This is a genomic window from Streptomyces sp. NPDC051452 (assembly GCF_044454765.1).
Taxonomy (GTDB): domain Bacteria; phylum Actinomycetota; class Actinomycetes; order Streptomycetales; family Streptomycetaceae; genus Streptomyces.
Map to the genome: position 1 here is coordinate 24,069 of NZ_JBITEB010000017.1, position 23,669 is coordinate 47,737.

The following is a 23,669-nucleotide window of genomic DNA, read 5'->3' on the forward strand; positions in this document are numbered from 1 at the left end:
ACATGCGGGGGATCCTTCGGCGACCGGTACGGCGTGTGGAGCGCGCCGGCCTCAAGACCGGACTCAGATGGAAGCTCAGCGCGGCGATCGCCCTGGTGGCCGGGCTGGTGGCGATCGCGCTGAGCCTCGTCGTGCACAACGCGGCCCGGGTCTCGATGCTGGACAACGCGCGCGACCTGGCCAACCAGCGGGTGCAGATCGCCCAGCGCAACTACGAGCAGAAGCGCGGCCCGAACTTCCCGAGCATCAAGGTGGACGACCCCGGGCTGCCCACCGCGCTGCGGGAGAAGGTCGAACAGGGGCGCCGGGCCAGCGATGTCACCGACCACGGCGGAGTGCCGGACATCTGGGCGGCCGTGCCGGTCAAGGACGGGCACGTACTGTCCCTGCACAGCCACCTTCCCGACCGCTCCACGGATGTGATGAACGACCTGGACCAGGCCCTGGTCATCGGTTCCGTCGCGGTCGTGCTCGGTGGCAGCGCGCTCGGCGTGCTGATCGGCGGGCAGCTGTCCGGGCGGCTGCGCAAGGCGGCGGCCGCCGCCAACCAGGTCGCCAAGGGCGAGACCGAGGTCCGGGTCAGGGACGCGATCGGCGGGGTCGTACGGGACGAGACCGACGATCTCGCGCGCGCGGTGGACGCGATGGCGGACGCGCTGCGGCAGCGGCTGGAGGCCGAACGGCGGGTCACCGCCGACATCGCGCACGAGCTGCGCACCCCGGTGACGGGTCTGCTGACGGCCGCGGAACTGCTGCCGCCCGGCCGGCCCACGGAACTGGTGCTGGACCGGGCGAAAGCGATGCGCACCCTGGTGGAGGACGTGCTGGAGGTGGCCCGGCTCGACGGGGCCTCGGAGCGCGCCGAGCTGCAGGACATCATGCTCGGCGAGTTCGTCTCCCGCCGCGTCGCCGTGAAGGATCCGGGCATCGTCGTACGGGTGGTGCACGAGTCCGCGGTCACCACCGACCCACGGCGGCTGGAGCGGGTGCTGTTCAACCTGCTCGCCAACGCGGCCCGGCACGGCCGTCCACCGGTCGAGGTGACCGTCGAGGGCCGGGTCATCCGGGTGCGCGACCACGGTCCCGGTTTCCCCGAGGCGTTGCTCGCCGACGGTCCCAGCCGGTTCCGCACCGGCAGCATGGACCGCGCCGGGCAGGGCCACGGGCTCGGCCTGACCATCGCGGCCGGCCAGGCCAGGGTGCTGGGCGCCCGCCTGACGTTCCGCAACGTACGCCCGGCCGGAGCCCCCGCCGGCCTGCCCGCGGAGGGCGCGGTGGCCGTCCTCTGGCTCCCGGAACACGCCCCGACGAACACCGGCAGCTACCCGCTGATGCCCACCTCCGGCACCACGAGCTGACGCCTCCGGGGCGAGAGCACCGCGGCTGGTCGACCGGGGTTCAGGCCCGCGAGGGCGCTTCGGCGGTGTGCGGGAAAAGGGCGAAGGCCCCCGGGGCGGACACCTGCCGGGGGCCTTCGGTCCAGATGGTTCAGATCGCGTCGATCAGGGCGGGCGGAGCCACCTCGCCGCCCTCCGCGGGAGCCGGCTTCTGGGGGCCGCTGCGCAGCGGGACCTCCTTCACGAACAGCGCCATGATCAGCACCGGCACCGCGACCGCCGCGCCGAGCAGGAACGCCGCGTGCGTGCCCGAGGAGACGGCGTGCTGGTACGCCTCCCGCGCCACCGCCGGCAGCTTGTCCAGGCTCTTCGCGTCGAGCTGCGCCGACTTCTGGGTGATGGTCGCGCCCAGCGAGCCGGCCTTCTCGGCCATGACGTCCTGCACCCGGTGGTTGAACAGCGCGCCCATGATGGCGACACCGAAGGAGGAGCCGAGCGTACGGAACAGGGTGGTGGAGGAGGACGCGACGCCCATGTCCTTCATCTCCACGCTGTTCTGCGCCACCAGCATGGTGATCTGCATCAGGCAGCCCATGCCCGCGCCGACCACGGCCATGTAGATGCCGGAGGTCAGCCGGGAGGTGTCCGTGTCCATCAGCGACAGCAGATACAGACCGATGACCATCAGGACGCCGCCGACGATCGGGAACAGCTTGTAACGGCCGCTGCTGGTGGTGACCCGGCCCGCGATCATCGAGGTCACCAGCATCGCGCCGAGCATCGGCAGGAGCAGCAGCCCGGAGTTGGTCGCCGAGGCACCCTGCACGGCCTGCTGGTACAGCGGCAGGAAGAGCGTGGCACCGAACATCACGAAGCCGGTGATGAAGCCGATGAGCGACATCAGCGTGAAGTTGCGGCTCTTGAAGATGTGCAGCGGCAGAACCGGCTCGGCGGCCCTGGTCTGCCAGAACACGAACCCGACCAGCGTGGCGACGCCGATGCCGATCAGCTCCATGATCCGCGCGGACGACCAGGCGTACTCGGTACCGCCCCAGGTGGTGACCAGGACGGTGGAGGTGATGCCGACGGTCAGCAGCAGCACACCGAGGTAGTCGATGCCCGCCTTGGCCCGCTTCTTTGGCAGGTGCAGCACCGCCGTGACCAGCGCCAGCGCGACCGCGCCGAGCGGCAGGTTGATGTAGAAGGCCCAGCGCCAGCCCCAGTTGTCGGTGATGGTGCCGCCGACCAGCGGACCGCCGATCATCGCGAGCGCCATGACACCGGCCATCAGGCCCTGGTACTTGCCGCGCTCCCGCGGCGGGATGAGGTCGCCGATGATCGCCATGACACCGACCATCAGACCGCCGGCGCCCAGACCCTGCACGGCACGGAAGCCGATCAGCTGTCCCATGTCCTGGGCCATGCCGCTCAGCGCCGAACCGACCAGGAAGATCACGATCGAGCTGAGGAAGGCCCCCTTGCGCCCGAACATGTCACCGATCTTGCCCCAGACCGGGGTCGAGGCCGCGGTGGCCAGGGTGTAACCGGTGACCACCCACGACAGGTGCTCCAGGCCGCCCAGCTCACCGACGATCGTCGGCATCGCCGTACCGACGATCATGTTGTCCAGCATCGCGAGCATCATCGCGATCATCAGCGCGAGCAGGACCACCCGCACGCTCCTGGGCTGTTTGCCCTCGCCGACACTCTCTACCGTGTCCGCCATCTTTACCCACACTCCCCCTGCGGCACATACTTACTTGCCGCCCGGCTAGTTCGTTACACTGGGAAGGTAGCCTTGCCACTAGCCGGGCGTCAAGTAAGTTTCCGCGGGAGCGCGAGGAGTACGAGGATGGGCGGCACCATGGACGGCACCAAGCAGCAGCGCCGCGGCAACACCCGCCAGCGCATCCAGGACGTGGCCCTCGAACTGTTCGCGGAGCAGGGGTACGAGAAGACCTCTCTGCGCGAGATCGCCGAGCGTCTCGACGTCACCAAAGCGGCTCTCTACTACCACTTCAAGACGAAGGAAGAGATCATCGTCAGCCTCTTCGAGGATCTGACGAGGCCGCTGGAGGAACTCTACGAGTGGGGCCGGGAGCTGCCGCACACCCTGGAGAACAAGCAGGAGATCATCCGCCGCTACAGCGACGCGCTGGCCGGCGCCGAACCGCTCTTCCGCTTCATGCAGGAGAACCAGGCGACGGTGCGGGAACTGCGCATCGGCGACACGTTCAAGGACCGGCTGCGCGGCTTCCGGGACATCCTCATCGACCCGCAGGCACCGCTGGTGGAGCAGGTGCGCTGCGTCAGCGCGCTGTTCACGCTGCACGCCGGGATGTTCGTGATGGTGGACCTGGAGGACGACCTCGAGAAGCGGCGCGGGGCCGTGCTCGAGGTCGCCATGGATCTGGTCACGCAGGCGCATCAGCACACCCACGGAAAGCCCTAGCCCGGGCTCTCGGGCCAGACCTTCGGGTCAGACCTTGGGCCAGACCTCCGGGTCAGACCTTCACGCCCTTGGAGGTCAGGAAGGCGACCGGGTTGACGGCCGAGCCGTAGTTCGGGGTCGTGCGGATCTCGAAGTGCAGGTGGGGACCGGTGGAGTTGCCGGTGGAGCCGGACAGGGCGATGTGCTGGCCGGTCTTGACGTCCTGACCGATCTTGACGTCGATCCGGGACAGGTGGGCGTACTGCGAGTAGGTGCCGTTCTCGTGCTTGATCACGATGGCGTTGCCGTACGCGGGGCCGTCACCGGCGCCGTTCGGGCCGGCCTTGACCACGGTGCCGCTGTGGGCGGCGAGGACCTCGGTACCGGACGGCACGGCGAAGTCCTGACCGCTATGCTTGGCGACCCAGTGGCTGCCGGACTGCGCGAAGCCTGCGGAGAGCGTGTACTTCTTCACCGGGTCGATCCAGGAGGTGGCGGACGGCGCGGCGGCGCTCGCGACCCCGGCTCCCAGGACGGCCGTGGCGCCGACACCGGCAGCCAGGACGGCCACGCGGTTGCGGAGCGAAGACGTACGGGAAGAACGGGACGTAACGCGCTGGAACATCTGAACCTCGTGTACTCGGAGACAGAGAGACCACCCGGCGCATAGACGTTCGCCGCAGCGGCTCATCCTTGGTAACCGAACATCCCATTCACCCCAAAACGCCCTATCTACGGCGTTCTGTAGTAGGTGACCGTCGAATCATCCGCCTTCTTGACGTCCCGCCCGACCGTCGGCACCGCCCCCGACGACGTCGTATTTCTCCGTGCGACGATCAGATGACCTGACACTGAATGTCCGTTTTGTCGGGGGGAAGGATGCCACTATCCCGGCTAGTACCGGACATTTCGCCTGTGCGGCTTGTCACCGTGGCACTCCTTCGGCGACCACGATTTTGTGACGCAGACCTCTAGCCACCTACCGTCCGGTAACCCTACGGTTCCCCTCGCGCCATCCGCACCGCAGATCATGCCCCTGACATCCAGGCACGTGCAGGACGCGAGAGGACCCCCACCGATGACCAGACGCCCCTGGGCGCACCGCGTATCCCTGACCGCCGTCTCCGTGGCCGCCCTGGCCGCGATGGCCGCCCCGGCGGCGACGGCCGCCCCCGCCGCCCCGGCCGAGGCGGCGACCGCGCGCGGCTCCTCAGCGAAGGTCGACTACGCCACCTGGCAGAAGGACTGCCAGACGACGATGGATCAGGCCCTGCCGTATCTGAAGGCGCGTATCGCCGCCGCCGGGACCGGTGAGAGGCAGGCCGTCGTCTTCGACATCGACAACACCACGCTGGAGACCGACTTCGGCTTCAGCTACCCGCAGCCGGCCAACAGGCCTGTGCTGGACGTCGCCCGGTACGCCCAGGACCACGGCGTCAAGCTCTTCTTCGTCACCGCCCGCCCGGGCATCCTCTACTGGCCCACCGAGTACAACCTCGAGCACGACGGCTACGACGTCTCCGGGCTCTACGTACGCGGCCTGTTCGACCTCTTCAAGGATGTCGCCGCCTACAAGACCGCCCAGCGCGTCGACATCGAGAACCAGGGCTACACGATCATCGCGAACATCGGCAACAGCGCCACCGACCTCTCGGGTGGTCACGCCGAGCGGACGTTCAAGCTGCCGGACTACGACGGGCAGCTGTCGTAGGCGCCGGTCTCCGGGCATGCGAAAGGGGCCGGTGCCCGAAGGCACCGGCCCCTTTCGTTCGACCGTGACGGCTACGCGTCCTTGCTCAGGTTCGGTCCGGCACCGCCGGCCGCCTGCTCGATCGGCGGGACGTCCGGCAGCGCCGACTTCTCCTCACCCCGGAAGGTGAAGGTCTGGGCGTCGCCCTCGCCCTCGGTGTCCACGACCACGATGTGACCGGGGCGCAGCTCGCCGAAGAGGATCTTCTCCGAGAGCGTGTCCTCGACCTCGCGCTGGATCGTGCGGCGCAGCGGACGCGCGCCCAGCACCGGGTCGTAGCCCTTCTTGGACAGCAGCTCCTTGGCGGACTGGGACAGCTCGATGCCCATGTCCCGGTCCTTGAGGCGCTCGTCCACCTTGCCGATCATCAGGTCGACGATCCGCAGGATGTCCGCCTGCGTCAGCTGCGGGAAGACGACCACGTCGTCGACGCGGTTGAGGAACTCGGGCCGGAAGTGCTGCTTCAGCTCGTCCTGGACCTTGTTCTTCATGCGCTCGTAGTTGGTCTTCGTGTCACCCGAGGCCGCGAAGCCCAGGTTGAAGCCCTTGGAGATGTCCCGGGTGCCGAGGTTGGTCGTCATGATGATGACCGTGTTCTTGAAGTCCACGACCCGGCCCTGGGAGTCGGTCAGCCGACCGTCCTCCAGGATCTGCAGCAGCGAGTTGAAGATGTCCGGGTGGGCCTTCTCGACCTCGTCGAAGAGGACGACGGAGAACGGCTTGCGGCGGACCTTCTCGGTCAGCTGGCCGCCCTCCTCGTAGCCCACGTAACCGGGGGGCGAACCGAAGAGACGCGACACCGTGTGCTTCTCGCTGAACTCCGACATGTCGAGGGAGATCAGCGCGTCCTCGTCACCGAAGAGGAACTCGGCGAGGGCCTTGGACAGCTCGGTCTTACCCACACCGGACGGGCCGGCGAAGATGAACGAGCCACCGGGGCGCTTGGGGTCCTTCAGACCGGCGCGCGTACGGCGGATCGCCTTGGACAGCGCCTTGACGGCGTCGACCTGGCCGATGACCCGCTTGTGCAGCTCGTCCTCCATGCGGAGCAGGCGGCTGGACTCCTCCTCGGTCAGCTTGAAGACCGGGATGCCCGTGGCCGTGGCGAGGACCTCGGCGATCAGCTCGCCGTCGACCTCGGCGACGACGTCCATGTCGCCGGCCTTCCACTCCTTCTCCCGCTTGGCCTTGGCGGCCAGGAGCTGCTTCTCCTTGTCGCGCAGGGAGGCGGCCTTCTCGAAGTCCTGCGAGTCGATCGCGGACTCCTTGTCCCGGCGGACACCGGCGATCTTCTCGTCGAACTCGCGCAGGTCCGGCGGCGCGGTCATCCGGCGGATGCGCATCCGGGACCCGGCCTCGTCGATCAGGTCGATCGCCTTGTCCGGCAGGAAGCGGTCCGAGATGTACCGGTCGGCCAGCGTGGCCGCCTGGACCAGCGCCTCGTCCGTGATGGAGACGCGGTGGTGGGCCTCGTACCGGTCACGCAGACCCTTGAGGATCTCGATCGTGTGCGGCAGGGACGGCTCGGCGACCTGGATGGGCTGGAAGCGGCGCTCCAGGGCCGCGTCCTTCTCCAGGTGCTTGCGGTACTCGTCCAGGGTGGTGGCACCGATGGTCTGCAGCTCACCGCGGGCCAGCATCGGCTTCAGGATGGAGGCCGCGTCGATGGCGCCCTCGGCGGCACCCGCGCCGACCAGCGTGTGCAGCTCGTCGATGAACAGGATGATGTCCCCGCGGGTGCGGATCTCCTTGAGCACCTTCTTCAGGCGCTCCTCGAAGTCACCCCGGTAGCGGGAGCCGGCGACCAGGGCACCGAGGTCGAGGGTGTAGAGGTGCTTGTCCTTGAGGGTCTCGGGCACCTCGCCCTTGACGATGGCCTGGGCGAGGCCCTCGACGACGGCGGTCTTGCCGACGCCGGGCTCACCGATCAGCACCGGGTTGTTCTTGGTACGGCGGGACAGCACCTGCATGACCCGCTCGATCTCCTTCTCGCGCCCGATGACCGGGTCGAGCTTGGACTCACGAGCGGCCTGGGTGAGGTTCCGGCCGAACTGGTCCAGGACGAGGGAGGTCGAGGGCGTGCCCTCGGCGGGGCCGCCCGCGGTGGCGGTCTCCTTGCCCTGGTAACCGGAGAGCAGCTGGATGACCTGCTGCCGCACCCGGTTGAGATCTGCGCCCAGCTTGACCAGGACCTGGGCGGCGACGCCCTCGCCCTCACGGATCAGGCCGAGCAGGATGTGCTCCGTGCCGATGTAGTTGTGGCCCAGCTGAAGGGCCTCGCGGAGCGAGAGCTCCAGGACCTTCTTGGCACGGGGAGTGAAGGGGATGTGCCCGGACGGGGCCTGCTGACCCTGGCCGATGATCTCCTCCACCTGCTGGCGGACCGCCTCAAGCGAAATGCCGAGGCTCTCCAGGGCCTTAGCGGCGACACCTTCGCCCTCGTGGATGAGACCCAGGAGGATGTGCTCGGTGCCGATGTAGTTGTGGTTGAGCATCCGGGCTTCTTCCTGAGCCAGGACGACAACCCGCCGCGCGCGGTCGGTGAACCTCTCGAACATCGTTAATCGCTCCTCAGAGCGGTCAGGCAGTGGGGGGAACTTCCCCTCCCTGTCCTTCCGCAGCTTAGTCCCGCAAGCGGGGACCGCTCATTCCAACTGCCGACACCGTCGATGGCCTCCTGACCCCGAACGCCGACATCTGTCCCAACCCGATGGTGCGAGACGATGTTCCCGCAGGCCAGGCAGTTACCCCAGTCGCCAGTACGCCGATGGCGAACGTGAGACGCCCCAATCTGCGTGTCGCCCCCTCCCACTAGGCATGTCTTACCCGCGGGGACTGACACTCCATGCCGCGCAGACCGGTTCACTCCGCTATGGGCGAACAACCTTGCGCCTCCCCCGCGCCCCGCGCGCCCCGTTTTGCCGAACCGTGTGCATTCGACGGAGCACCCAGCGTAACCCGGAGCCCGTTTCGGCGGTTGCTCTTGGCATGGCTCGCTCGGCCCCTGTGACGCCCTCGGAATCCACGACCCATACGGTTCCCCTTCCCCGCCGCTCCCCCCGCCCGGAGCCGGCCTCGCCCTGTCGCGTCCCGGCGGACCCGGAAGCCCGGGCCCGGCACTGGTACGAGAACGATCTGGGCTGGGCGACCGTGCCCGGAGGGCCGCTGCGGCTGCGCACCGGGGTGCGGTTCGACGTCCTGGACGTGCCGGCCGAGGCGGGCGCCGACGCGCTCCGGCATCTCGCGCCGGGTTCCCCGGTGTCCCTGTGGGGCGACCGGATGGGACTGCTGGTGGCCGCGGGCAGCGCGGAGGAGCTACCGGGGCTGCTGGACTGGCTGGAGTGGAGCGCCGTCGGCCTTGACCTGCGGGTCCTGGGGGCGGGCGACACGCTGGCCGCGCCGCTGGAGCCCATGGCGCCCATCGCGTCGGCGGTGCCCCCGGCGCGGTACGACGGCGCCCGCTACGACGGCGCCCCCGGTCCGGTGCCGGACGGCTCCGTACCGGGGGGCGCCGTATGGCTGCGGCCCCCCGGCCGGGGATGCGAGGTCGAGGCCTCGCTGCCGGCGCTGCCGGCCATGGGGCGCGAGAGGAGCGCCCCCGATCTCGTACGACTGGTGGCCACGGTGGCAGCGCAGTGCCACCGGGTCCGGCTGCGGCGCGTCTGCGCCGGGCCGCCCGCCTGCCGACGGGGTCGGCCGTCGGCGCTCTCCCGGACGACGCGGGATCAGCCGTTGGCCTTCTCGTAGTCCTCGCGGATCTGCGCGGGAACACGGCCGCGGTCGTTGACCTCGTAACCGTTCTCCTTCGCCCAGGCGCGGATCGCCGCGGTGTCCTGGTTGCCGCCGGAAGCGGCACGCGCCTTTCCGCGCCCGCCCGAGGCACGACCCCCGGTACGACGACCACCCTTCACATAGGGGTCGAGAAGCCCGCGCAGCTTGTCCGCATTGGCCGTCGTGAGATCGATCTCGTACGTCTTGCCGTCCAGCGCGAACGTCACGGTCTCGTCCGCCTCGCCGCCGTCGAGGTCGTCGACAAGAAGGACCTGAACCTTCTGTGCCACCGGATTTCCTTTCATCGATAACGTGAGGACCAGGGGGTGTGCGGCGTCCGCCGTTTCGCCGTCCCTGTTATATGCAGTACTGCGTTACGTCGGAAAGCAAACCGCTTTTGCCGGAAAAACACAAACCCCTGGGAGAGACCCAGTGGACCGACTCCGCCCGGAAACATGCGCGTTTCGGACATAGGGCACCGGGGCAATGACGATCACAGATGCAGAAGCATCCGACTGTTGCCCAAGGTGTTCGGTTTCACTCGTTCGAGACCGAGGAACTCCGCGACGCCCTCGTCATAGGAACGCAACAGCTCCGCGTACACATCGGTGTCGACCGGTGTCTCACCGATCTCCACGAAGCCGTGCTTGCCGAAGAAGTCGACTTCGAAGGTCAGGCAGAAAACCCGGCGAACGCCGAGCCAGCGCGCTGTCTGAAGCAACTTACCCAGCAACTGATGGCCGACACCGGCGCCCCGCAGACCGGGCTTGACCGCCAGAGTGCGGACTTCCGCCAGGTCTTCCCACATGACGTGCAGCGCACCGCAGCCGACCACCTCGGCGTTGTCGTCGCGTTCCGCGACCCAGAACTCCTGGATGTCCTCGTAAAGCGTGACCGTGGCTTTGTCGAGCAGGATGCGGCCGCGCACGTAGGCGTCGAGGAGGTCGCGTACGGCAGGGACATCGCTGGTCCGGGCCCGCCGGACGGTGATGGCTTTTGCGGGGACTTCGGGACGCTCTGCTGACATGAGCGGACGCTATCGCCCGTCGTCGTCCTCGGCCGAGCCGGGGTTCGCCTCTTGCCGGTCTTGTCGTTGCGGGGGTTGCGGCCGGCCTTCGGGCGCTTCCCGGGTTTCTTCCGGGCCCTGGACGATGCGTACGGCGTCCCTGAGCGCCTGGCGCTGTTCCTCGCTCATCATCCCGAAGAAGGCGACGAGAGCGGCGGCCGGGTTGTCGCTCTGCGACCAGGCGTCGTTCATGAGGGCGGCTGCGTACGCGGCGCGCGTGGAGACGGCCTCATATCGATAGGCCCGCCCTTCGGCCTCGCGGCGCACCCAGCCCTTCTGATGGAGATTGTCCAAAACGGTCATCACGGTGGTGTACGCGATGGAGCGTTCCTGCTGCAGGTCTTCCAGGACTTCTCGAACGGTCACCGGGCGGTTCCACTTCCACACCCGCGTCATGACCGCGTCTTCGAGTTCTCCCAATGGGCGAGGCACAGCTCAGAACAATAGTGGGAGATCCCGACAATGACCCGCCGGACGTGCGCTAAGCACACGAATGCGAGCAAAAAGGGCGCACGACCTCGTCACGGCGCGCTCGGACGGCACGGTGCGACCGCCGAGTGCCGGTGACGCTGGTGAGCGTCCTGGTCAGGCCTGGCCGCCGCCGGCGGGCACCTGGGCCGCACCCTCCGCGCGCGCGAGGGCGGCGTCGACGGCCGCGTCCTCCTTGGCCTTGGCGGCACCGCCCTGGGTCTTCACGATCACCCGGACCAAACCGATGAAGAACGCGGCCATGACGATCGGGGGCACGAGCGCGGAGACGTAGTCCATGCCCTCAGAGTAGCGGCGCACGGCGGGCGAAAGGGGCGGGGGGCACGGAACCACCCGCGACCGGCCGCGAAAGCCTGGTGGGCCGTGCGGGCGGTGCGGGTGGCGGGGGTGGCCGGGCGGGACGGGGGCAGGGCGGTGGCGGGGCGCTCAGCCGGCCGCCAGGGGGCGGCTCGCGGCCGCGTCCGTCGGGGGCGCCGGTTTGCGGCGCGGGAACACCTCTCCCGGCGTGGGGATGGGCCGCTTGGGGGTGTCAGGGTCGGACGCGGGCCGGGCCGGGGGGTTCGGCGTGGGCGCCGGCGCGGGTTTGGGGGCCGGCTTGGGCCCGGGTTCCGGCGACTGGCCGGACTGCCGCGCCAGGAGACCGGTGGCGCCGCCGGACAGGGCCGTCAGCCGGGTGCGCGAGGGCGGTACGGCGGGAGCCGGGACCTTGCGGGCGCCCTGGGCGAACCGGGCTCGCACGTCCTGTTCGGCGAGGGCCTGGCAGCGGTCCAGCAGGGCGGCCGCCCCGGGGGCGCCGCGCAGTGCCCGGAGCGCCGCGAGATCGTCCGCCGTCGGCCGGTGGCCCGCGCCCAGCGCCTCCTCCAGAAGGGTGAGATAGCCGGCCGCGGTGCCCGGGAGGGCGGCGCGATACCGCCCGAGGTCGGCCACCAGGAAGGCGCGCAGTCTGGCGCTCTCGCACATCGCCTCGTCGAGCGACTCGGCGAGCCGGAGGCAGTCCTGGGCGTCCTCGGCGGACGCTCGACCGGGCTGGAGGGCGAGGGCGAGGGCACGGCGGAGCACACGCAGCTCCTCCGCCCCGAACGCCATGCCGCCGCGGGATCCGTATGGCGTGGGCATGCAGCGACGGTACCGCTAATCGGACAAAAGTGATGGATCGGACAGTCCTGCCCCCGCGTGTCGCTCCGGGTTTCCCCCCACCGGCCGGGGCCCAGGGGACGTCCCTCCCCGTGGCCCCGGCCGGGCACCGCGAGCCGGCCGCCGGCCGCTCAGGGGCGCGAGACGTTCCGCTCGTACACCAGGCGCAGCCCGATCAGCGTCAGCCAGGGCTGGTGCTCGTCGATCACCGCGGACTCGCCCAGCACCACCGGCGCGAGGCCGCCCGTGGCGATCACGGTCACGTCGTCCGGGTCGTCGGCGAGCTCCCGGGCCATCCGGCCCACCACTCCGTCGACCTGCCCGGCGAAGCCGTACACGACGCCCGACTGCATGGCCTCGACCGTGTTCTTGCCGATCACGTTCCTGGGCCGGGCCACCTCGATCTTCCGCAGCTGCGCGGCCCTGATCCCGAGGGCCTCCACCGAGATCTCGATCCCGGGGGCGATGACCCCGCCGACGTACTCCCCGCGCGCGGAGACCGCGTCGAAGGTGGTCGCCGTGCCGAAGTCCACGACGATCGCCGGGCCGCCGTACAGCTCGTTCGCCGCGACCGCGTTGATGATGCGGTCGGCACCGACCTCCTTGGGGTTGTCGAACTGGATCGGCACGCCCGTCTTCACCCCCGGCTCGACCAGCACGGCGGGCACGTCGCCGTAGTAGCGCCGGGTGACCTCGCGCAGCTCGTGCAGGACCGAGGGAACGGTCGCGCAGATGGCGATCCCGTCGATGCCGTCGCCCAGTTCCTCGCCGAGCAGCGGGTGCATGCCCATCAGGCCCTGGAGCAGGACCGCGAGTTCGTCCGCCGTGCGGCGCGCGTCCGTGGAGATGCGCCAGTGCTCGACGATGTCCTCGCCGTCGAACAGGCCGAGGACGGTGTGCGTGTTGCCGACGTCGATGGTGAGCAGCATGGCCGTTACTCCGCCTCGCGCAGGTCCAGGCCGATGTCCAGGATCGGCGAGGAGTGGGTGAGCGCGCCGACGGCCAGGAAGTCCACGCCGCTGTCGGCGTACGCGCGCGCGTTGTCGAGCGTCAGCCGGCCGGACGCCTCCAGCAGGGCGCGCCCGTCGACGATACCGACGGCCTCCGCGCACTCGCCGGGCGTGAAGTTGTCCAGCAGGATCAGGTCGGCGCCCGCTTCCACGACCTCGCGGAGCTGGTGCAGGGTGTCGACCTCGACCTCGATCGGCACCTCAGGGAACGCCTCGCGCACCGCCTTGAAGGCCGGTGCGACGCCCCCGGCGGCGACCACGTGGTTGTCCTTCACCAGGGCCGCGTCGGACAGCGACATGCGGTGGTTGACGCCACCGCCGGCCCGCACCGCGAACTTCTCCAGCGAGCGCAGGCCCGGGGTCGTCTTGCGGGTGTCCCGCACGCGCGTCCCGGTGCCCTCCAGCGCGTCCGCCCAGGCGCGCGTGGCGGTCGCGATGCCGGACAGCCGGCACAGGAGGTTCAGGGCGCTGCGCTCGGCGGTGAGCAGGTCACGCGTGCGCGTGGTGACCGACAGCAGCGGCTGTCCGGCCTCGACCCGGTCGCCGTCCTCGACGTGCCGTTCGACCTCGAACTCGTCCGTGCAGACCACCGAGAGCACGGCCTCGGCGACCCGGAGGCCGGCCACGACGCCCGCCTCGCGCGCGGTGAAGTCCGCGGTGGCCACCGCGTCCTCGGGGATGGTCGCGACGGTCGTCACGTCCACGCCGCCGTCCAGGTCCTCCTGGATGGCCACGTTGGCGATGTCCTCGACCTCGATCGGGTCGAGTCCGGCGGCGGTCAGCAGCTCGGCGAGCGCGGGGTCGAGCCCGCACTCCGCGTAGTCCATGGTCTCCTCGTCGCCCTCGGCGCCACAGGCGCAGCCGTCGCCGCAGCCACCGGTCGGGGCGAGGGGAAGGTCGTCGGTGCTCACGTCTGTCACTGCTCCTGGGGACGCTGGTGGTGCCGGGTCGGGGGGAAGTCTGCGGTGTCCGTGGTGCGTACGGCCAGCGACCGGTCCGGATTGAGCCGTACGACGATGTGGCGCCGCCAGTTGGCGTCGTCGCGCTCGCCGCGGTCCTCGCGCCAGTGGCAGCCGCGGGTCTCCTCGCGCAGCCGGGCCGCGGCGACCAGGACGCGTGCCACGCACAGGAGGTTGGTGGCCTCCCAGGTGTCGACGCCGGGCTCGGCGGTCTTGCCGTTCTCGTCGAGCGCGTCGCGGGCCTCGCCGTGCAGTCGCTGGAGCTGGTCCGCGGCCCTGGCGAGGGAATTCTCCGAGCGCAGCACGCCGGCGCCCTCGGTCATGATCCGCTGGATGGCGAAGCGCGACTCGGGGGCGAGCAGCGGGTGCGCGGGGCTCTCGGGCACGGGCACCGGTGCGGGCACGCGCGCGTGGAGAGCGTCCTGCGCGCGGGCGGCGGCGATGTCGGCGGCGATGCGCTCGGCGTAGACGAGGCCTTCGAGGAGGGAGTTGGAGGCGAGCCGGTTGGCGCCGTGCACGCCGGTGCAGGCGACCTCGCCGCACGCGTACAGCCCGGGGACGGTGGTCCGTCCCCGCGCGTCGGTGCGCACGCCGCCGGAGGCGTAGTGGGCGGCCGGGGCGATCGGGATGGGCTCGGTGACCGGGTCGATGCCGTGGGCGCGGCAGGCGGCCAGGATCGTCGGGAAGCGGTGCTCCCACATCGAGGCGCCGAAGTGCCGGGCGTCGAGGAACATGTGCTCGGCGTCCTGGTCCTGCATCCGCCGCATGATGCCCTTGGCGACGATGTCCCGGGGCGCCAGTTCGGCCAGTTCGTGCTGGCCCACCATGAAGCGCACGCCGTCGCCGTCGACCAGGTGGGCGCCCTCGCCGCGCACGGCCTCGGAGACGAGCGGCTGCTGCCCCTCGGCGTCCGTGCCGAGGAACAGCACGGTCGGGTGGAACTGCACGAACTCCAGGTCGCTGACCTCGGCGCCCGCGCGCAGCGCCAGCGCCACGCCGTCGCCGGTCGACACGGAGGGGTTGGTGGTCGCGGAGAACACCTGGCCCATGCCGCCGGTCGCGAGGACGACCGCGGGGGCGTGCACGGCGCCGACGCCGTCGTGCTGGCCCTCGCCCATCACGTGCAGGGTGACCCCGGCGGTGCGGCCCTCGGCGTCGGTGAGCAGGTCGAGCACCAGCGCGTTCTCGATGGTGCGCAGCCCCCGCGCGCGCGTACCCGCCGAGATGCCGTCGTTGACGGCCTCCACCAGCGCGCGGGAGATCTCCGCGCCGGTCGCGTCGCCTCCCGCGTGCGCGATGCGGCGCCGGTGGTGGCCGCCCTCGCGGGTGAGTTCCAGTCGTCCCTCGGCGGACTCGTCGAAGTGGGCGCCGGTGTCGATCAGCCGCCGTACGGCGTCGGGGCCCTCGGTGACGAGGATGCGCACGGCCTCCTCGTCGCACAGGCCGGCGCCCGCCACCAGGGTGTCGTCCAGGTGCTGTTCGGGGGTGTCGCCGTCGCCGAGGGCGGCGGCGATGCCGCCCTGCGCCCAGCGCGTGGAACCGTCGTCCAGCCGGGCCTTGGTGACCACGACCGTGTTCAGTCCCGCGGCCTCGCAGCGCAGGGCCGCGGTCAGACCCGCCACCCCGGAGCCGACGACGACCACGTCCGCGGAGATGGACCACCCGGGGGCGGGTGCGTGCAGTCGTATGCCTGTGCTGGTCACGAGGCGGCTCCGAGGGATCCGAAGGTGAGGGGGAGGTTGTCGATCAGCCGGGTCGCGCCGACCCGGGCGGCCACGGCGAGCACGGCCTCACCGGTGAAGTCGGCGCCGATCTCGGTGAAGTCGCGCGGGTCGACCAGGGCGAGGTAGTCCAGCCGCAGCGGCGGGTCGAAGCGGAGCGCCTCGTCCAGGGTCTGGCGGACGGCCGCGAGGACGGCGGCCGGGCCGCCGGGGACGGCCGTGGCCACCGCGTGGGCGTCGGCCGCCGCGCGCGACTCCCCCAGGGCGCTCAGCGCCTCGGCACGCGCGCGCGTGGTGGGCACTTCGCGGGCCCGCGCGCGCAGCGCCTCCTGCGCGGCGTGCCGGTCACGGCCCGCGAACAGCGCCCGGGACAGGGTGAGCGCGGTGCGGCGCTCGTCGGGCGAGAGATAGCGGTTACGGCTGGACAGGGCGAGCCCGTCCTCCTCGCGCACGGTGGGCACACCGACGATCTCCACGCCGAAGTTCAGGTCGCGCACCATGCGCCGGATCAGGGCCAGCTGCTGGGCGTCCTTCTGCCCGAACAGGGCCACGTCGGGGCGGCTGAGGTGCAGCAGCTTGGCCACGACGGTGAGCACGCCGTCGAAGTGGCCGGGCCGCGAGGCGCCCTCCAGCCGCTCGCCCATGGGGCCCGCGGTGATCCGCACCTGGGGTTCGCCGCCGGGGTACACCTCGTCCACGGACGGGGCGAACACGGCGTCGGCGCCCGCCTGTTCGGCCAGCTTGAGGTCCGCGTCCAGGGTGCGCGGGTAGCGGTCGAGGTCCTCGCCCGCGCCGAACTGCAGCGGGTTGACGAAGACCGTGACGACGACCTCGCCGTCCGGGCCGGCGATCTCGCGCGCGGTGCGGATCAGGGTCGCGTGGCCCTCGTGCAGCGCTCCCATGGTCATCACGACGGCCCGACGACCGCGGCGCACGCGCGCGTGCAGTTCGTCGGCGGTGCTCAGCAGGGCGGTGCTCATCGGTCGTTCCCCTCGGTTCCGTCCGGGCCGTCGGTCCGGTCGCGGTCGTCGTGGTCGTCACGGTCGTCGCGGTCGGCGGGTCCCTCGGCTCCGTCGCGATCGGCCGTCCTGTCGCGGTGGGCGGTCGCGGCCGTTCCGGCGCCTGCGTCGGCGAGTACCCCGAGCAGGTCCTCGGCGAGTTCCGGCTTCAGCAGCCCGTGCGCGAGCGCCCGGTCGGCGGTGGCGCGGGCCATGGCCAGATAGCCCGCCACGGTCTGCGGGGCGTGCGCGCGCAACTCGGCGACGTGCGCGGCGACCGTCCCGGCGTCCCCGCGCGCGACGGGGCCGGTGAGCGCCGCGTCACCGGAGCGCAGGGCGTTGTCCAGGGCGGCGCCGAGCAGCGGGCCGAGCATCCGGTCGGGCGCCTCCACGCCGGCCGTGCGCAACAGCTCCATCGCCTGCGCCACCAGGGTGACCAGGTGGTTTGCGCCGAGCGCGAGGGCCGCGTGGTACAGCGGGCGGTTCTCCTCGCTGATCCACTCCGGCTCGCCGCCCATCTCGATCACGAGGGCCTCGGCGGCCAGGCGCAGTTCCTCGGGCGCGGTGACGCCGAAGGAGCAGCCGGCCAGTCGCTGCACGTCCACGGGGGTGCCGGTGAAGGTCATCGCCGGGTGCAGGGCCAGCGGCAGCGCTCCCGCGCGCAGGGCGGGGTCGAGGACCCTCGTGCCGTACCGGCCGGAGGTGTGCACCAGCAGCTGCCCCGGGCGCACGGCACCGGTCTCGGCGAGCCCGGCGACCAGGCCCGGCAGGGCGTCGTCGGGGACGGTGAGCAGCACCAGGTCGGCGCGCTGGAGGACCTCGGCGGGCGGCACCAGGGGCACGTCCGGGAGCATCGCCTCGGCACGCCTGCGGGAGGCGTCGGAGACTCCGGAGACGGCCACCGGACGGTGCCCGGCGAGCTGGAGGGACGCGGCCAGGGCTGGGCCCACGCGCCCGGCGCCGACGACGCCGACGCTGAGCCGCGCGGGGCGGTCCTTGAGGTCTGGCTGGTGGACTGTACTCACGCGACGGCGGCCTTCCGTTCCAGTCCGCTCCGGGTACCGGACGATGTACCGAACGATTTCTCGTCATGTTAACGCTATCCGGTCGGGCGGCGGCCGTTCGTCCACAGGCTGTGGGTTTCCCCACGCCCGCCGGACCGGGCCCGGCCACGGAAATCCCGGTGCTCTCGACCGTGCGGCAGGGCATCATCCACGGCATGGACGACTCGGCCGGACAGGGCACTGGGCAGGACACCGCGCGAGACGCCGGGCAGGACGCCGGGCAGGACGCCGCGGACGGTACGCCGGAATCGGCGCCCGAACCGCTCCAAAAGCGCCGCGCGGCCGTCGGGCGGCAGGCACGGCACACGCTGTCCCGCTCGGCCTGGGGCGACACGATCCGCGAACGTCTCGCGTGGCTGACGGAGGCGGGGGCCGAGGTCCACGACCTGGACGAGCCGGCCGACTTCTACGGCAACCGGATCGTGGCCGCCCTGGAGGAGCGGGTCGCCGCGCTGCTCGGCACGGAGGCCGCCGCGTTCTTCCCCACGGGCACGATGGCCCAGCAGGTGGCCCTGCGTTGCTGGGCGGCCCGCACCGGCGACCCGAGGGTGGCCCTGCACGCCCTGTCCCACCCGGAGGTGCACGAGCGGCACGCGCTCAGCCGGGTCGGCGGTCTGCGCCCGGTCCGGGTGGGCAGCGGGCCCCGGCTGCCCACGGCGGCCGAGATACGCGACCTCGGCGAGCCCTTCGGCGCGCTGATGCTGGAGCTGCCGCTCAGGGACGCCGGTTTCGTGCTGCCCACCTGGGAGGAGCTGACCGAGGTCGTGGAGGCGGCACGGGAACGCGACGCGGTGGTGCACTTCGACGGCGCGCGCCTGTGGGAGTGCACGGAACACTTCCGGCGCCCGCTCCAGGAGATCGCGGGGCTGGCCGACAGCGTCTACGTGTCGTTCTACAAGTCGCTCGGCGGCTTCGGCGGCGCCGCGCTCGCCGGCCCGAGGACCCTGGTGGAGGAGGCCAGGATCTGGCGGCACCGGTACGGCGGCATGGTCTTCCAGCAGTTCCCGACCGCGCTGTCCGCGCTCGTCGGCCTGGACCGCGAGCTGCCGCGACTGCCCGAGTACGTGCGGCACGCGCGCGTGGTGGCCACCGCGCTGCGCGAGGGCTTCGCCGCGGCCGGGGTGCCCTGGGCCCGCGTCAACCCGGAGCGGCCGCACACCCACGAGTTCCAGGTCTGGCTGCCGTACGAGCCGGAGGTGGTCGCCGAGGCCGCCGTACGCCAGGCCGAGGAGACCTCGGTGCTGCTCTTCGCCGGCCCCTGGGGCAGCGCGGGCCCCGGCATCGCGTGCACCGAGGTCACGGTCGGGGCGGCGGGCCTGGAATGGACCCCCGAAGACGTCCGCGCGGCCGTACAGGCCTTCACCGACCTGCTACCCCGGCCCTAGGCCTGCCTCCCCCCTCCCCCCCGGGGGTCGCGGGGACCGCGCGAGGGCCGCGGCCGCGCGCGGGAGAGCATCTCCCGCGCGCGGCCCCTCCTCAGCCGTGGCCGCCCGCGCGGACCAGGCCGGTCTCGTACGCCAGCACCACCACCTGCACCCGGTCGCGCAGCGAGAGCTTGGTCAGGATGCGGCCCACATGCGTCTTCACCGTCGCCTCGCTCAGCACCAGCCGGGCCGCGATCTCGCCGTTGGACAGCCCCTGCGCGACCAGCACCATCACCTCACGCTCCCGCTCGGTCAGCCGCTGCAACTCCTTGAGCTGCGGTTCCTTCCCGGCGGAGGGCAGCATCGGCGCGAACCGGTCCAGCAGGCGCCGGGTGGTGGACGGCGCCACCACCGCGTCACCGCTGTGCACGGCGCGAATGGCGGTCAGCAGCTCCCCGGGCGGCACGTCCTTGAGCATGAAGCCGGAGGCACCCGCCTTGAGCCCGGAGAAGGCGTACTCGTCCAGGTCGAACGTGGTCAGGATCAGCACCTTCGGCGGTTCGGGCTCGGAGCAGATACGCCGGGTGGTCTCCACGCCGTCCAGCTTCGGCATGCGGACGTCCATCAGGATGACGTCGACGGCGGTGGACCGCAGCACCTGGAGGGCCTCGACCCCGTCACCCGCCTCCGCGACGACCTCCATGTCCGGCTGGGCGGCGAGCACCATCCGGAACCCGGTGCGCAGCAGCATCTGGTCGTCGACGAGCATCACGCGGATCGTCATCGGGTCTCTTTCGTCGGGGTTCGTTCGGGGCGGGCGGGCGGACGGAGCGGGAGGGAGGGGCGGCGGGGGCGTCGTCAATGCGCCGGCTTGAGCGGCAGCAGCGCGCTGATGCGGAATCCTCCGCCCGGGCGCGGCCCCGCGTCCAGGGTGCCGCCGACCATGCCGACCCGCTCGCGCATACCGATCAGGCCGTGCCCTCGGCCGTCGGCGCCGCCCTCCTCGTACAGCTCGTGCGGGGCGCCCTTGCCGTCGTCCTCGACGAGCAGGCCGAGACCGTCGTCGAAGTAGACCAGCCGTACGCTCGCCCCCGCCTTGGGCCCACCGTGCTTGCGGGTGTTGGTGAGCGCCTCCTGCACGATCCGGTACGCGGTCAGCTCCACGCCGCTGGGCAGTGGGCGCCGGGTGCCCTCGACCTTGAAGTCGACGGGAAGGCCGGAGGTGCGGCACTGTTCGACGAGGTCGTCGATCTGCTCGACATCGGGCTGCGGGACGTACTCCCCGCCCTCCTGGTGCTCGCCGGTGCGCAGCACGCCCAGCAGGCGGCGCATCTCGGCGAGGGCCTGACGGCCGGTGGAGGAGATCGTCTCCAGCGCCTTCTTCGCCTGGTCGGGCGCCGCGTCCAGGACGTAGGCGGCGCCGTCGGCCTGGACGACCATCACGGACACGTTGTGCGCGACGACGTCGTGCAGCTCGCGCGCGATGCGGGCGCGCTCGGCGGCGACCGCGACCTTCGACTGCGCCTCGCGCTCCTTCTCCAGCCGGGCCGCGCGCTCCTCCAGCTGGGCGAAGTAGGCGCGGCGGGTGCGCATGGAGTCGCCGAGCACCCAGGCGAGGGCGAAGGGCACCGTCTGGAAGACCGCTATCGCGAGCTGCCCGGCGAAGCTGCTGTGCTCGGCGGGCCAGCGGATCTGCGCGAGCGTCGCCGCGCAGAGGCTGACGGCGAGAGCGAGCCGGGAGGCCCAGAGCGCGCCGACCGTCGCGACCGTATAGGTGATCACCAGCATCGCGAAGTCGGCGACGTTCGTCTCGATGTCCAGCACCAGCTGGACCAGCCCGGTCGCCAGGGCCAGCAGCAGCATCGGTTCGGGCAGCCGGCGGCGCAGCGCCACGACGACGCTCAGGACGCCGGACACGGCCAGGCCCCCGATAAGGCTCCCGTGGTGACCGGCCACCCCGTCGAGATTGACCACGCCCAGACCGGACAGCCCGAACAGGACGACGGCCCAGAAGGTGTCGACCCAGGTCGGGTGGCGGTGGATGAAGTCATAGAGGCGCTGCACGTAACCCAGCGTAGGGAAACCGGATGCGTGCAGGGGTCAACCGGAGGGCCGATCCGCGCCCGGCGCGCGTACTCCGCAAGGTGGAGGCGGTGATCATCTGTACGCCTAGTCTGGTCCGGTGACGGATGGGACGACGCAGGACGGCACCCTCGGGGAGCCCGGGCCGCACGGCTGGCGCGCGGCGACTGCGGCGGCGCTGTACGGGCCCGGAGGGTTCTACCGCCGGCCGGAGGGGCCGGCCGGTCACTTCCGTACGTCCGTGCACGCCTCCGCGCTGTTCGCGCGGGCCGTGGCCCGGCTGCTGTGCCGGGTCGACGAGGCCCTGGAGCGGCCCGCGGCACTGGACTTCGTCGACCTGGGCGCCGGGCGGGGCGAGCTGGTCACGGGGGTGCTCGCGGCCCTGCCCGCCGACGTGGCCGCCCGCGCGCGGGCGTACGCCGTCGAGATCGCCGACCGCCCGGCGGGTCTGGACGCCCGGATCGGCTGGCTGAGCGAGCCCCCCGAGGCGGTCACCGGGCTGCTGTTCGCCAACGAATGGCTGGACAACGTGCCCGTGGACGTCGCCGAGGTGGACCGCGCCGGAGTGCCCCGGCTGGTGCTCGTGGCGCGCGACGGCTCCGAGCGGCTCGGGGAGCGGGTGACCGGCGCGGACGCGCACTGGCTGGCGCGCTGGTGGCCGCTGCCGGCCGAGGAGGGGGCGCGGGCGGAGATCGGCCTGCCCCGGGACCGGGCCTGGGCGGCCGCCGTGGGCCGGGTGGAACGCGGGCTCGCGGTGGCCGTGGACTACGCGCACACCGTGGCCTCACGCCCCCCGTTCGGGACGCTCACCGGCTTCCGGGAAGGGCGTGAGACGGCCCCGGTGCCGGACGGCTCGTGCGACATCACGGCGCATGTGGCGCTGGACGCGTGCGCGGCGGCGTGCACGGCGCCCGCACCCGTGACGACCAGCGAACGGCGCACACCCTCCGAACCGGCGCGCGCTTCGTCGTACGCCCCTGCGGACACGGCGCGGTGGGCCGCCGGAGCGGCGCGTACGCTGCCCGCCGCACGCCTGCTCACGCAACGCGCGGCTCTGCGCGCCCTTGATCTGACCGGCGCACGCCCCCCGCTCGCGCTCGCCTCCACCGACCCCGCAGGCTATGTGCGCGCCCTCGCGAGCGCGGGCGAGGCGGCCGAACTCACCGCCCCGGGCGGCCTCGGCGACTTCGGCTGGCTGATCCAGCCGGTGGGGATCCCCGACCCGTTCGACCCGGCGGAACCCCCCGGCCGGGCCGGCCGGCCCGGCTGACACCGGCCCCGCTCACCGGCCGGCCCGGACCCCCTCGCCTCCGACGCCGCTACTTGTCGATGTCACCGACCACGAAGAACATCGACCCCAGGATCGCCACCATGTCGGCCACCAGCGTCCCGGGCAGCAGCTCGGTCAGGACCTGGATGTTGTTGTACGACGCCGAGCGCAGCTTCAGCCGGTACGGGGTCTTCTCGCCCTTGCTGACCAGGTAGTAGCCGTTGATGCCGAGCGGGTTCTCGGTCCACGCGTACGTGTGGCCCTCGGGCGCCTTCAGCACCTTCGGCAGACGCTGGTTGATCGGCCCCGGCGCCAGCTCCGCGAGCCGGTCGAGGCAGGCGTCGGCGAGGTCCAGGGCGTTGTGCGTCTGCGCCAGCAGGACCTCGAAGCGGGCGAGGCAGTCGCCCTCGCTCCGGGTGACGACCCTCAGGGTCTCCTGGAGCTCGCCGTAGGCCAGGTACGGCTCGTCGCGGCGCAGGTCGAAGTCGACGCCCGAGCCGCGCGCGACGGGGCCGCTGACGCCGTAGGCGTGCACGGCCTCCGGCGTGAGCACGCCCACCGCGCGGGTGCGCCCCCGGAAGATCTCGTTGCCCAGCACCAGGTCGTCGAAGACGTCCATGCGCGAGCGCACGGCGGCGACGGCGGCACGCGCGCGTGCGGTCCAACCGGCCGGGAGATCCTCCTTGAGGCCGCCGACCCGGTTGAACATGTAGTGCATGCGTCCGCCGGAGACCTCCTCCATGACGTTCTGGAGGACCTCGCGCTCACGGAACGCGTAGAACACCGGCGTGATCCCGCCCAGCTCCAGCGGGTAGGAGCCGAGGAACATCAGGTGGTTCAGCACCCGGTTCAGCTCGGCGAGCAGCGTGCGCGTCCACACCGCCCGCTCGGGGACCTCCATGCCGAGCATCCGCTCCACGGCGAGGACCACGCCCAGCTCGTTCGAGAAGGCCGACAGCCAGTCGTGGCGGTTGGCCAGCATGATGATCTGCCGGTAGTCGCGCGCCTCGAAGAGCTTCTCGGCACCGCGGTGCATATAGCCGATCACCGGCTCCGCGCGCACGATGCGTTCCCCGTCCAGCACCAGCCTGAGGCGCAGCACGCCGTGCGTGGACGGGTGTTGGGGCCCGATGTTGAGCACCATGTCGGTGCTGTCCGCGGCACCGCCGATACCGACCGTGGTCTCCGTCGTAGGAGTCATGGGCCCAGTTTCCCCTACGTAG

At 71.6% G+C, this 23,669-nt stretch carries 22 protein-coding genes; 6 read left to right on the plus strand and 16 right to left on the minus strand.

All coding sequences use genetic code 11. The features are described 5' to 3' along the window. The first annotated feature begins 2 nt into the window (after positions 1-2). Positions 3-1,358: a two-component system sensor histidine kinase CseC gene (gene cseC / locus ACIBA9_RS30675; RefSeq protein ID WP_362150362.1), complete on the plus strand. Its 1,356-nt coding sequence runs from the start codon at positions 3-5 to the stop codon at positions 1,356-1,358. A gap of 130 nt (positions 1,359-1,488) precedes the next feature. On the opposite strand, the gene ACIBA9_RS30680 is transcribed toward cseC, so the two are convergent. Beyond that, positions 1,489-3,063: an MDR family MFS transporter gene (locus ACIBA9_RS30680; protein WP_399368113.1), complete on the minus strand. Its 1,575-nt coding sequence runs from the start codon at positions 3,061-3,063 to the stop codon at positions 1,489-1,491. A 126-nt stretch (positions 3,064-3,189) separates the two neighbouring features. On the opposite strand from ACIBA9_RS30680, the gene ACIBA9_RS30685 reads away from it, so the two are divergent. Further along, positions 3,190-3,789 (plus strand): TetR/AcrR family transcriptional regulator, encoded by a 600-nt coding sequence (locus tag ACIBA9_RS30685; protein WP_399368115.1) that lies wholly within the window; start codon positions 3,190-3,192, stop codon positions 3,787-3,789. 52 nt (positions 3,790-3,841) lie between these two features. Here ACIBA9_RS30685 and ACIBA9_RS30690 read toward each other — a convergent pair whose 3' ends face one another. Then, positions 3,842-4,393, minus strand: coding sequence for a M23 family metallopeptidase (locus tag ACIBA9_RS30690; protein ID WP_399368117.1), 552 nt, complete (start codon positions 4,391-4,393; stop codon positions 3,842-3,844). 453 nt (positions 4,394-4,846) lie between these two features. On the opposite strand from ACIBA9_RS30690, the gene ACIBA9_RS30695 reads away from it, so the two are divergent. Then, positions 4,847-5,479 (plus strand): HAD family acid phosphatase, encoded by a 633-nt coding sequence (locus tag ACIBA9_RS30695; RefSeq protein ID WP_399368119.1) that lies wholly within the window; start codon positions 4,847-4,849, stop codon positions 5,477-5,479. Between the two features lie 71 nt (positions 5,480-5,550). Here the strand turns inward: ACIBA9_RS30695 and ACIBA9_RS30700 are convergent, their stop codons facing one another. Beyond that, positions 5,551-8,076: an ATP-dependent Clp protease ATP-binding subunit gene (locus tag ACIBA9_RS30700; protein ID WP_399368121.1), complete on the minus strand. Its 2,526-nt coding sequence runs from the start codon at positions 8,074-8,076 to the stop codon at positions 5,551-5,553. A 430-nt stretch (positions 8,077-8,506) separates the two neighbouring features. Between ACIBA9_RS30700 and ACIBA9_RS30705 the strand changes: the two genes are divergently transcribed. After that, on the plus strand, positions 8,507-9,265 hold the full coding sequence (locus tag ACIBA9_RS30705) for an SCO3374 family protein (protein ID WP_399368123.1): 759 nt from the start codon (positions 8,507-8,509) through the stop codon (positions 9,263-9,265). Here the strand turns inward: ACIBA9_RS30705 and ACIBA9_RS30710 are convergent. From ACIBA9_RS30710 to ACIBA9_RS30755, 10 genes are all read right to left on the minus strand, one after another. Then, positions 9,244-9,579, minus strand: coding sequence for an Lsr2 family protein (locus ACIBA9_RS30710; RefSeq protein ID WP_362150345.1), 336 nt, complete (start codon positions 9,577-9,579; stop codon positions 9,244-9,246). The genes ACIBA9_RS30705 and ACIBA9_RS30710 overlap by 22 nt on opposite strands. Before the next feature lie 203 nt (positions 9,580-9,782). Next, complete coding sequence (locus tag ACIBA9_RS30715) at positions 9,783-10,316, minus strand: amino-acid N-acetyltransferase (RefSeq protein ID WP_362150343.1); 534 nt, start codon at positions 10,314-10,316, stop codon at positions 9,783-9,785. 9 nt (positions 10,317-10,325) lie between these two features. Further along, positions 10,326-10,751: a BlaI/MecI/CopY family transcriptional regulator gene (locus ACIBA9_RS30720; RefSeq protein ID WP_399368125.1), complete on the minus strand. Its 426-nt coding sequence runs from the start codon at positions 10,749-10,751 to the stop codon at positions 10,326-10,328. 189 nt (positions 10,752-10,940) lie between these two features. Further along, entirely contained in the window at positions 10,941-11,123 is a 183-nt protein-coding gene (locus ACIBA9_RS30725; RefSeq protein ID WP_393902062.1) for a hypothetical protein, read from the minus strand. Positions 11,124-11,270: 147 nt separating this feature from the next. After that, positions 11,271-11,930: a hypothetical protein gene (locus tag ACIBA9_RS30730; protein ID WP_399368334.1), complete on the minus strand. Its 660-nt coding sequence runs from the start codon at positions 11,928-11,930 to the stop codon at positions 11,271-11,273. A 179-nt stretch (positions 11,931-12,109) separates the two neighbouring features. Next, entirely contained in the window at positions 12,110-12,907 is a 798-nt protein-coding gene (locus ACIBA9_RS30735; RefSeq protein ID WP_362150334.1) for a type III pantothenate kinase, read from the minus strand. A 5-nt stretch (positions 12,908-12,912) separates the two neighbouring features. Continuing rightward, positions 12,913-13,899: a carboxylating nicotinate-nucleotide diphosphorylase gene (gene nadC, locus ACIBA9_RS30740; protein WP_362150331.1), complete on the minus strand. Its 987-nt coding sequence runs from the start codon at positions 13,897-13,899 to the stop codon at positions 12,913-12,915. Between the two features lie 5 nt (positions 13,900-13,904). Beyond that, positions 13,905-15,650, minus strand: a complete 1,746-nt coding sequence (locus tag ACIBA9_RS30745; RefSeq protein ID WP_399368128.1) for an L-aspartate oxidase — start codon at positions 15,648-15,650, stop codon at positions 13,905-13,907. Beyond that, a complete protein-coding gene (panC, locus tag ACIBA9_RS30750) occupies positions 15,647-16,648 on the minus strand; it encodes a pantoate--beta-alanine ligase (protein ID WP_399368130.1) in 1,002 nt (333 codons plus the stop codon). The genes ACIBA9_RS30745 and panC overlap by 4 nt, the downstream gene beginning before the upstream one ends. After that, on the minus strand, positions 16,645-17,691 hold the full coding sequence (locus ACIBA9_RS30755; RefSeq protein ID WP_399368132.1) for a Rossmann-like and DUF2520 domain-containing protein: 1,047 nt from the start codon (positions 17,689-17,691) through the stop codon (positions 16,645-16,647). The genes panC and ACIBA9_RS30755 overlap by 4 nt, the downstream gene beginning before the upstream one ends. Positions 17,692-17,885: 194 nt before the next feature. Between ACIBA9_RS30755 and ACIBA9_RS30760 the strand changes: the two genes are divergently transcribed. Continuing rightward, positions 17,886-19,115 carry a threonine aldolase family protein gene (locus tag ACIBA9_RS30760; RefSeq protein WP_399368336.1) on the plus strand — a complete coding sequence of 410 codons (1,230 nt, stop codon included), beginning with the start codon at positions 17,886-17,888 and terminating at the stop codon, positions 19,113-19,115. 91 nt (positions 19,116-19,206) lie between these two features. Here ACIBA9_RS30760 and ACIBA9_RS30765 read toward each other — a convergent pair whose 3' ends face one another. Both ACIBA9_RS30765 and ACIBA9_RS30770 read right to left on the minus strand, forming a co-directional pair. Beyond that, positions 19,207-19,878 (minus strand): response regulator transcription factor, encoded by a 672-nt coding sequence (locus ACIBA9_RS30765; RefSeq protein WP_362150318.1) that lies wholly within the window; start codon positions 19,876-19,878, stop codon positions 19,207-19,209. A gap of 74 nt (positions 19,879-19,952) precedes the next feature. After that, the gene (locus ACIBA9_RS30770) at positions 19,953-21,158 is read right to left on the minus strand and encodes a sensor histidine kinase (RefSeq protein ID WP_399368134.1); all 1,206 of its coding nucleotides are present in this window, start codon (positions 21,156-21,158) and stop codon (positions 19,953-19,955) included. A 118-nt stretch (positions 21,159-21,276) separates the two neighbouring features. Here ACIBA9_RS30770 and ACIBA9_RS30775 point away from each other — a divergent pair, with 118 nt between their 5' ends. After that, a complete protein-coding gene (locus tag ACIBA9_RS30775) occupies positions 21,277-22,446 on the plus strand; it encodes an SAM-dependent methyltransferase (RefSeq protein ID WP_399368136.1) in 1,170 nt (389 codons plus the stop codon). A gap of 49 nt (positions 22,447-22,495) precedes the next feature. Here the strand turns inward: ACIBA9_RS30775 and ACIBA9_RS30780 are convergent, their stop codons facing one another. After that, entirely contained in the window at positions 22,496-23,647 is a 1,152-nt protein-coding gene (locus tag ACIBA9_RS30780; protein WP_393901868.1) for an NADH-quinone oxidoreductase subunit D, read from the minus strand. Positions 23,648-23,669 lie beyond the last annotated feature (22 nt).

Excerpts from the sequence above, each read along its gene's own strand:
- cseC (WP_362150362.1), top strand. The coding sequence starts at position 3 with ATGCGGGGGATCCTTCGGCGACCGGTACGGCGTGTGGAGCGCGCCGGC.
- ACIBA9_RS30680 (WP_399368113.1), bottom strand. The coding sequence starts at position 3,063 with ATGGCGGACACGGTAGAGAGTGTCGGCGAGGGCAAACAGCCCAGGAGC.
- ACIBA9_RS30685 (WP_399368115.1), top strand. The coding sequence starts at position 3,190 with ATGGGCGGCACCATGGACGGCACCAAGCAGCAGCGCCGCGGCAACACC.
- ACIBA9_RS30690 (WP_399368117.1), bottom strand. The coding sequence starts at position 4,393 with ATGTTCCAGCGCGTTACGTCCCGTTCTTCCCGTACGTCTTCGCTCCGC.
- ACIBA9_RS30695 (WP_399368119.1), top strand. The coding sequence starts at position 4,847 with ATGACCAGACGCCCCTGGGCGCACCGCGTATCCCTGACCGCCGTCTCC.
- ACIBA9_RS30700 (WP_399368121.1), bottom strand. The coding sequence starts at position 8,076 with ATGTTCGAGAGGTTCACCGACCGCGCGCGGCGGGTTGTCGTCCTGGCT.
- ACIBA9_RS30705 (WP_399368123.1), top strand. The coding sequence starts at position 8,507 with ATGGCTCGCTCGGCCCCTGTGACGCCCTCGGAATCCACGACCCATACG.
- ACIBA9_RS30715 (WP_362150343.1), bottom strand. The coding sequence starts at position 10,316 with ATGTCAGCAGAGCGTCCCGAAGTCCCCGCAAAAGCCATCACCGTCCGG.
- ACIBA9_RS30720 (WP_399368125.1), bottom strand. The coding sequence starts at position 10,751 with ATGACGCGGGTGTGGAAGTGGAACCGCCCGGTGACCGTTCGAGAAGTC.
- ACIBA9_RS30725 (WP_393902062.1), bottom strand. The coding sequence starts at position 11,123 with ATGGACTACGTCTCCGCGCTCGTGCCCCCGATCGTCATGGCCGCGTTC.
- ACIBA9_RS30730 (WP_399368334.1), bottom strand. The coding sequence starts at position 11,930 with ATGGCGTTCGGGGCGGAGGAGCTGCGTGTGCTCCGCCGTGCCCTCGCC.
- ACIBA9_RS30735 (WP_362150334.1), bottom strand. The coding sequence starts at position 12,907 with ATGCTGCTCACCATCGACGTCGGCAACACGCACACCGTCCTCGGCCTG.
- panC (WP_399368130.1), bottom strand. The coding sequence starts at position 16,648 with ATGAGCACCGCCCTGCTGAGCACCGCCGACGAACTGCACGCGCGCGTG.
- ACIBA9_RS30760 (WP_399368336.1), top strand. The coding sequence starts at position 17,886 with ATGGACGACTCGGCCGGACAGGGCACTGGGCAGGACACCGCGCGAGAC.
- ACIBA9_RS30765 (WP_362150318.1), bottom strand. The coding sequence starts at position 19,878 with ATGACGATCCGCGTGATGCTCGTCGACGACCAGATGCTGCTGCGCACC.
- ACIBA9_RS30780 (WP_393901868.1), bottom strand. The coding sequence starts at position 23,647 with ATGACTCCTACGACGGAGACCACGGTCGGTATCGGCGGTGCCGCGGAC.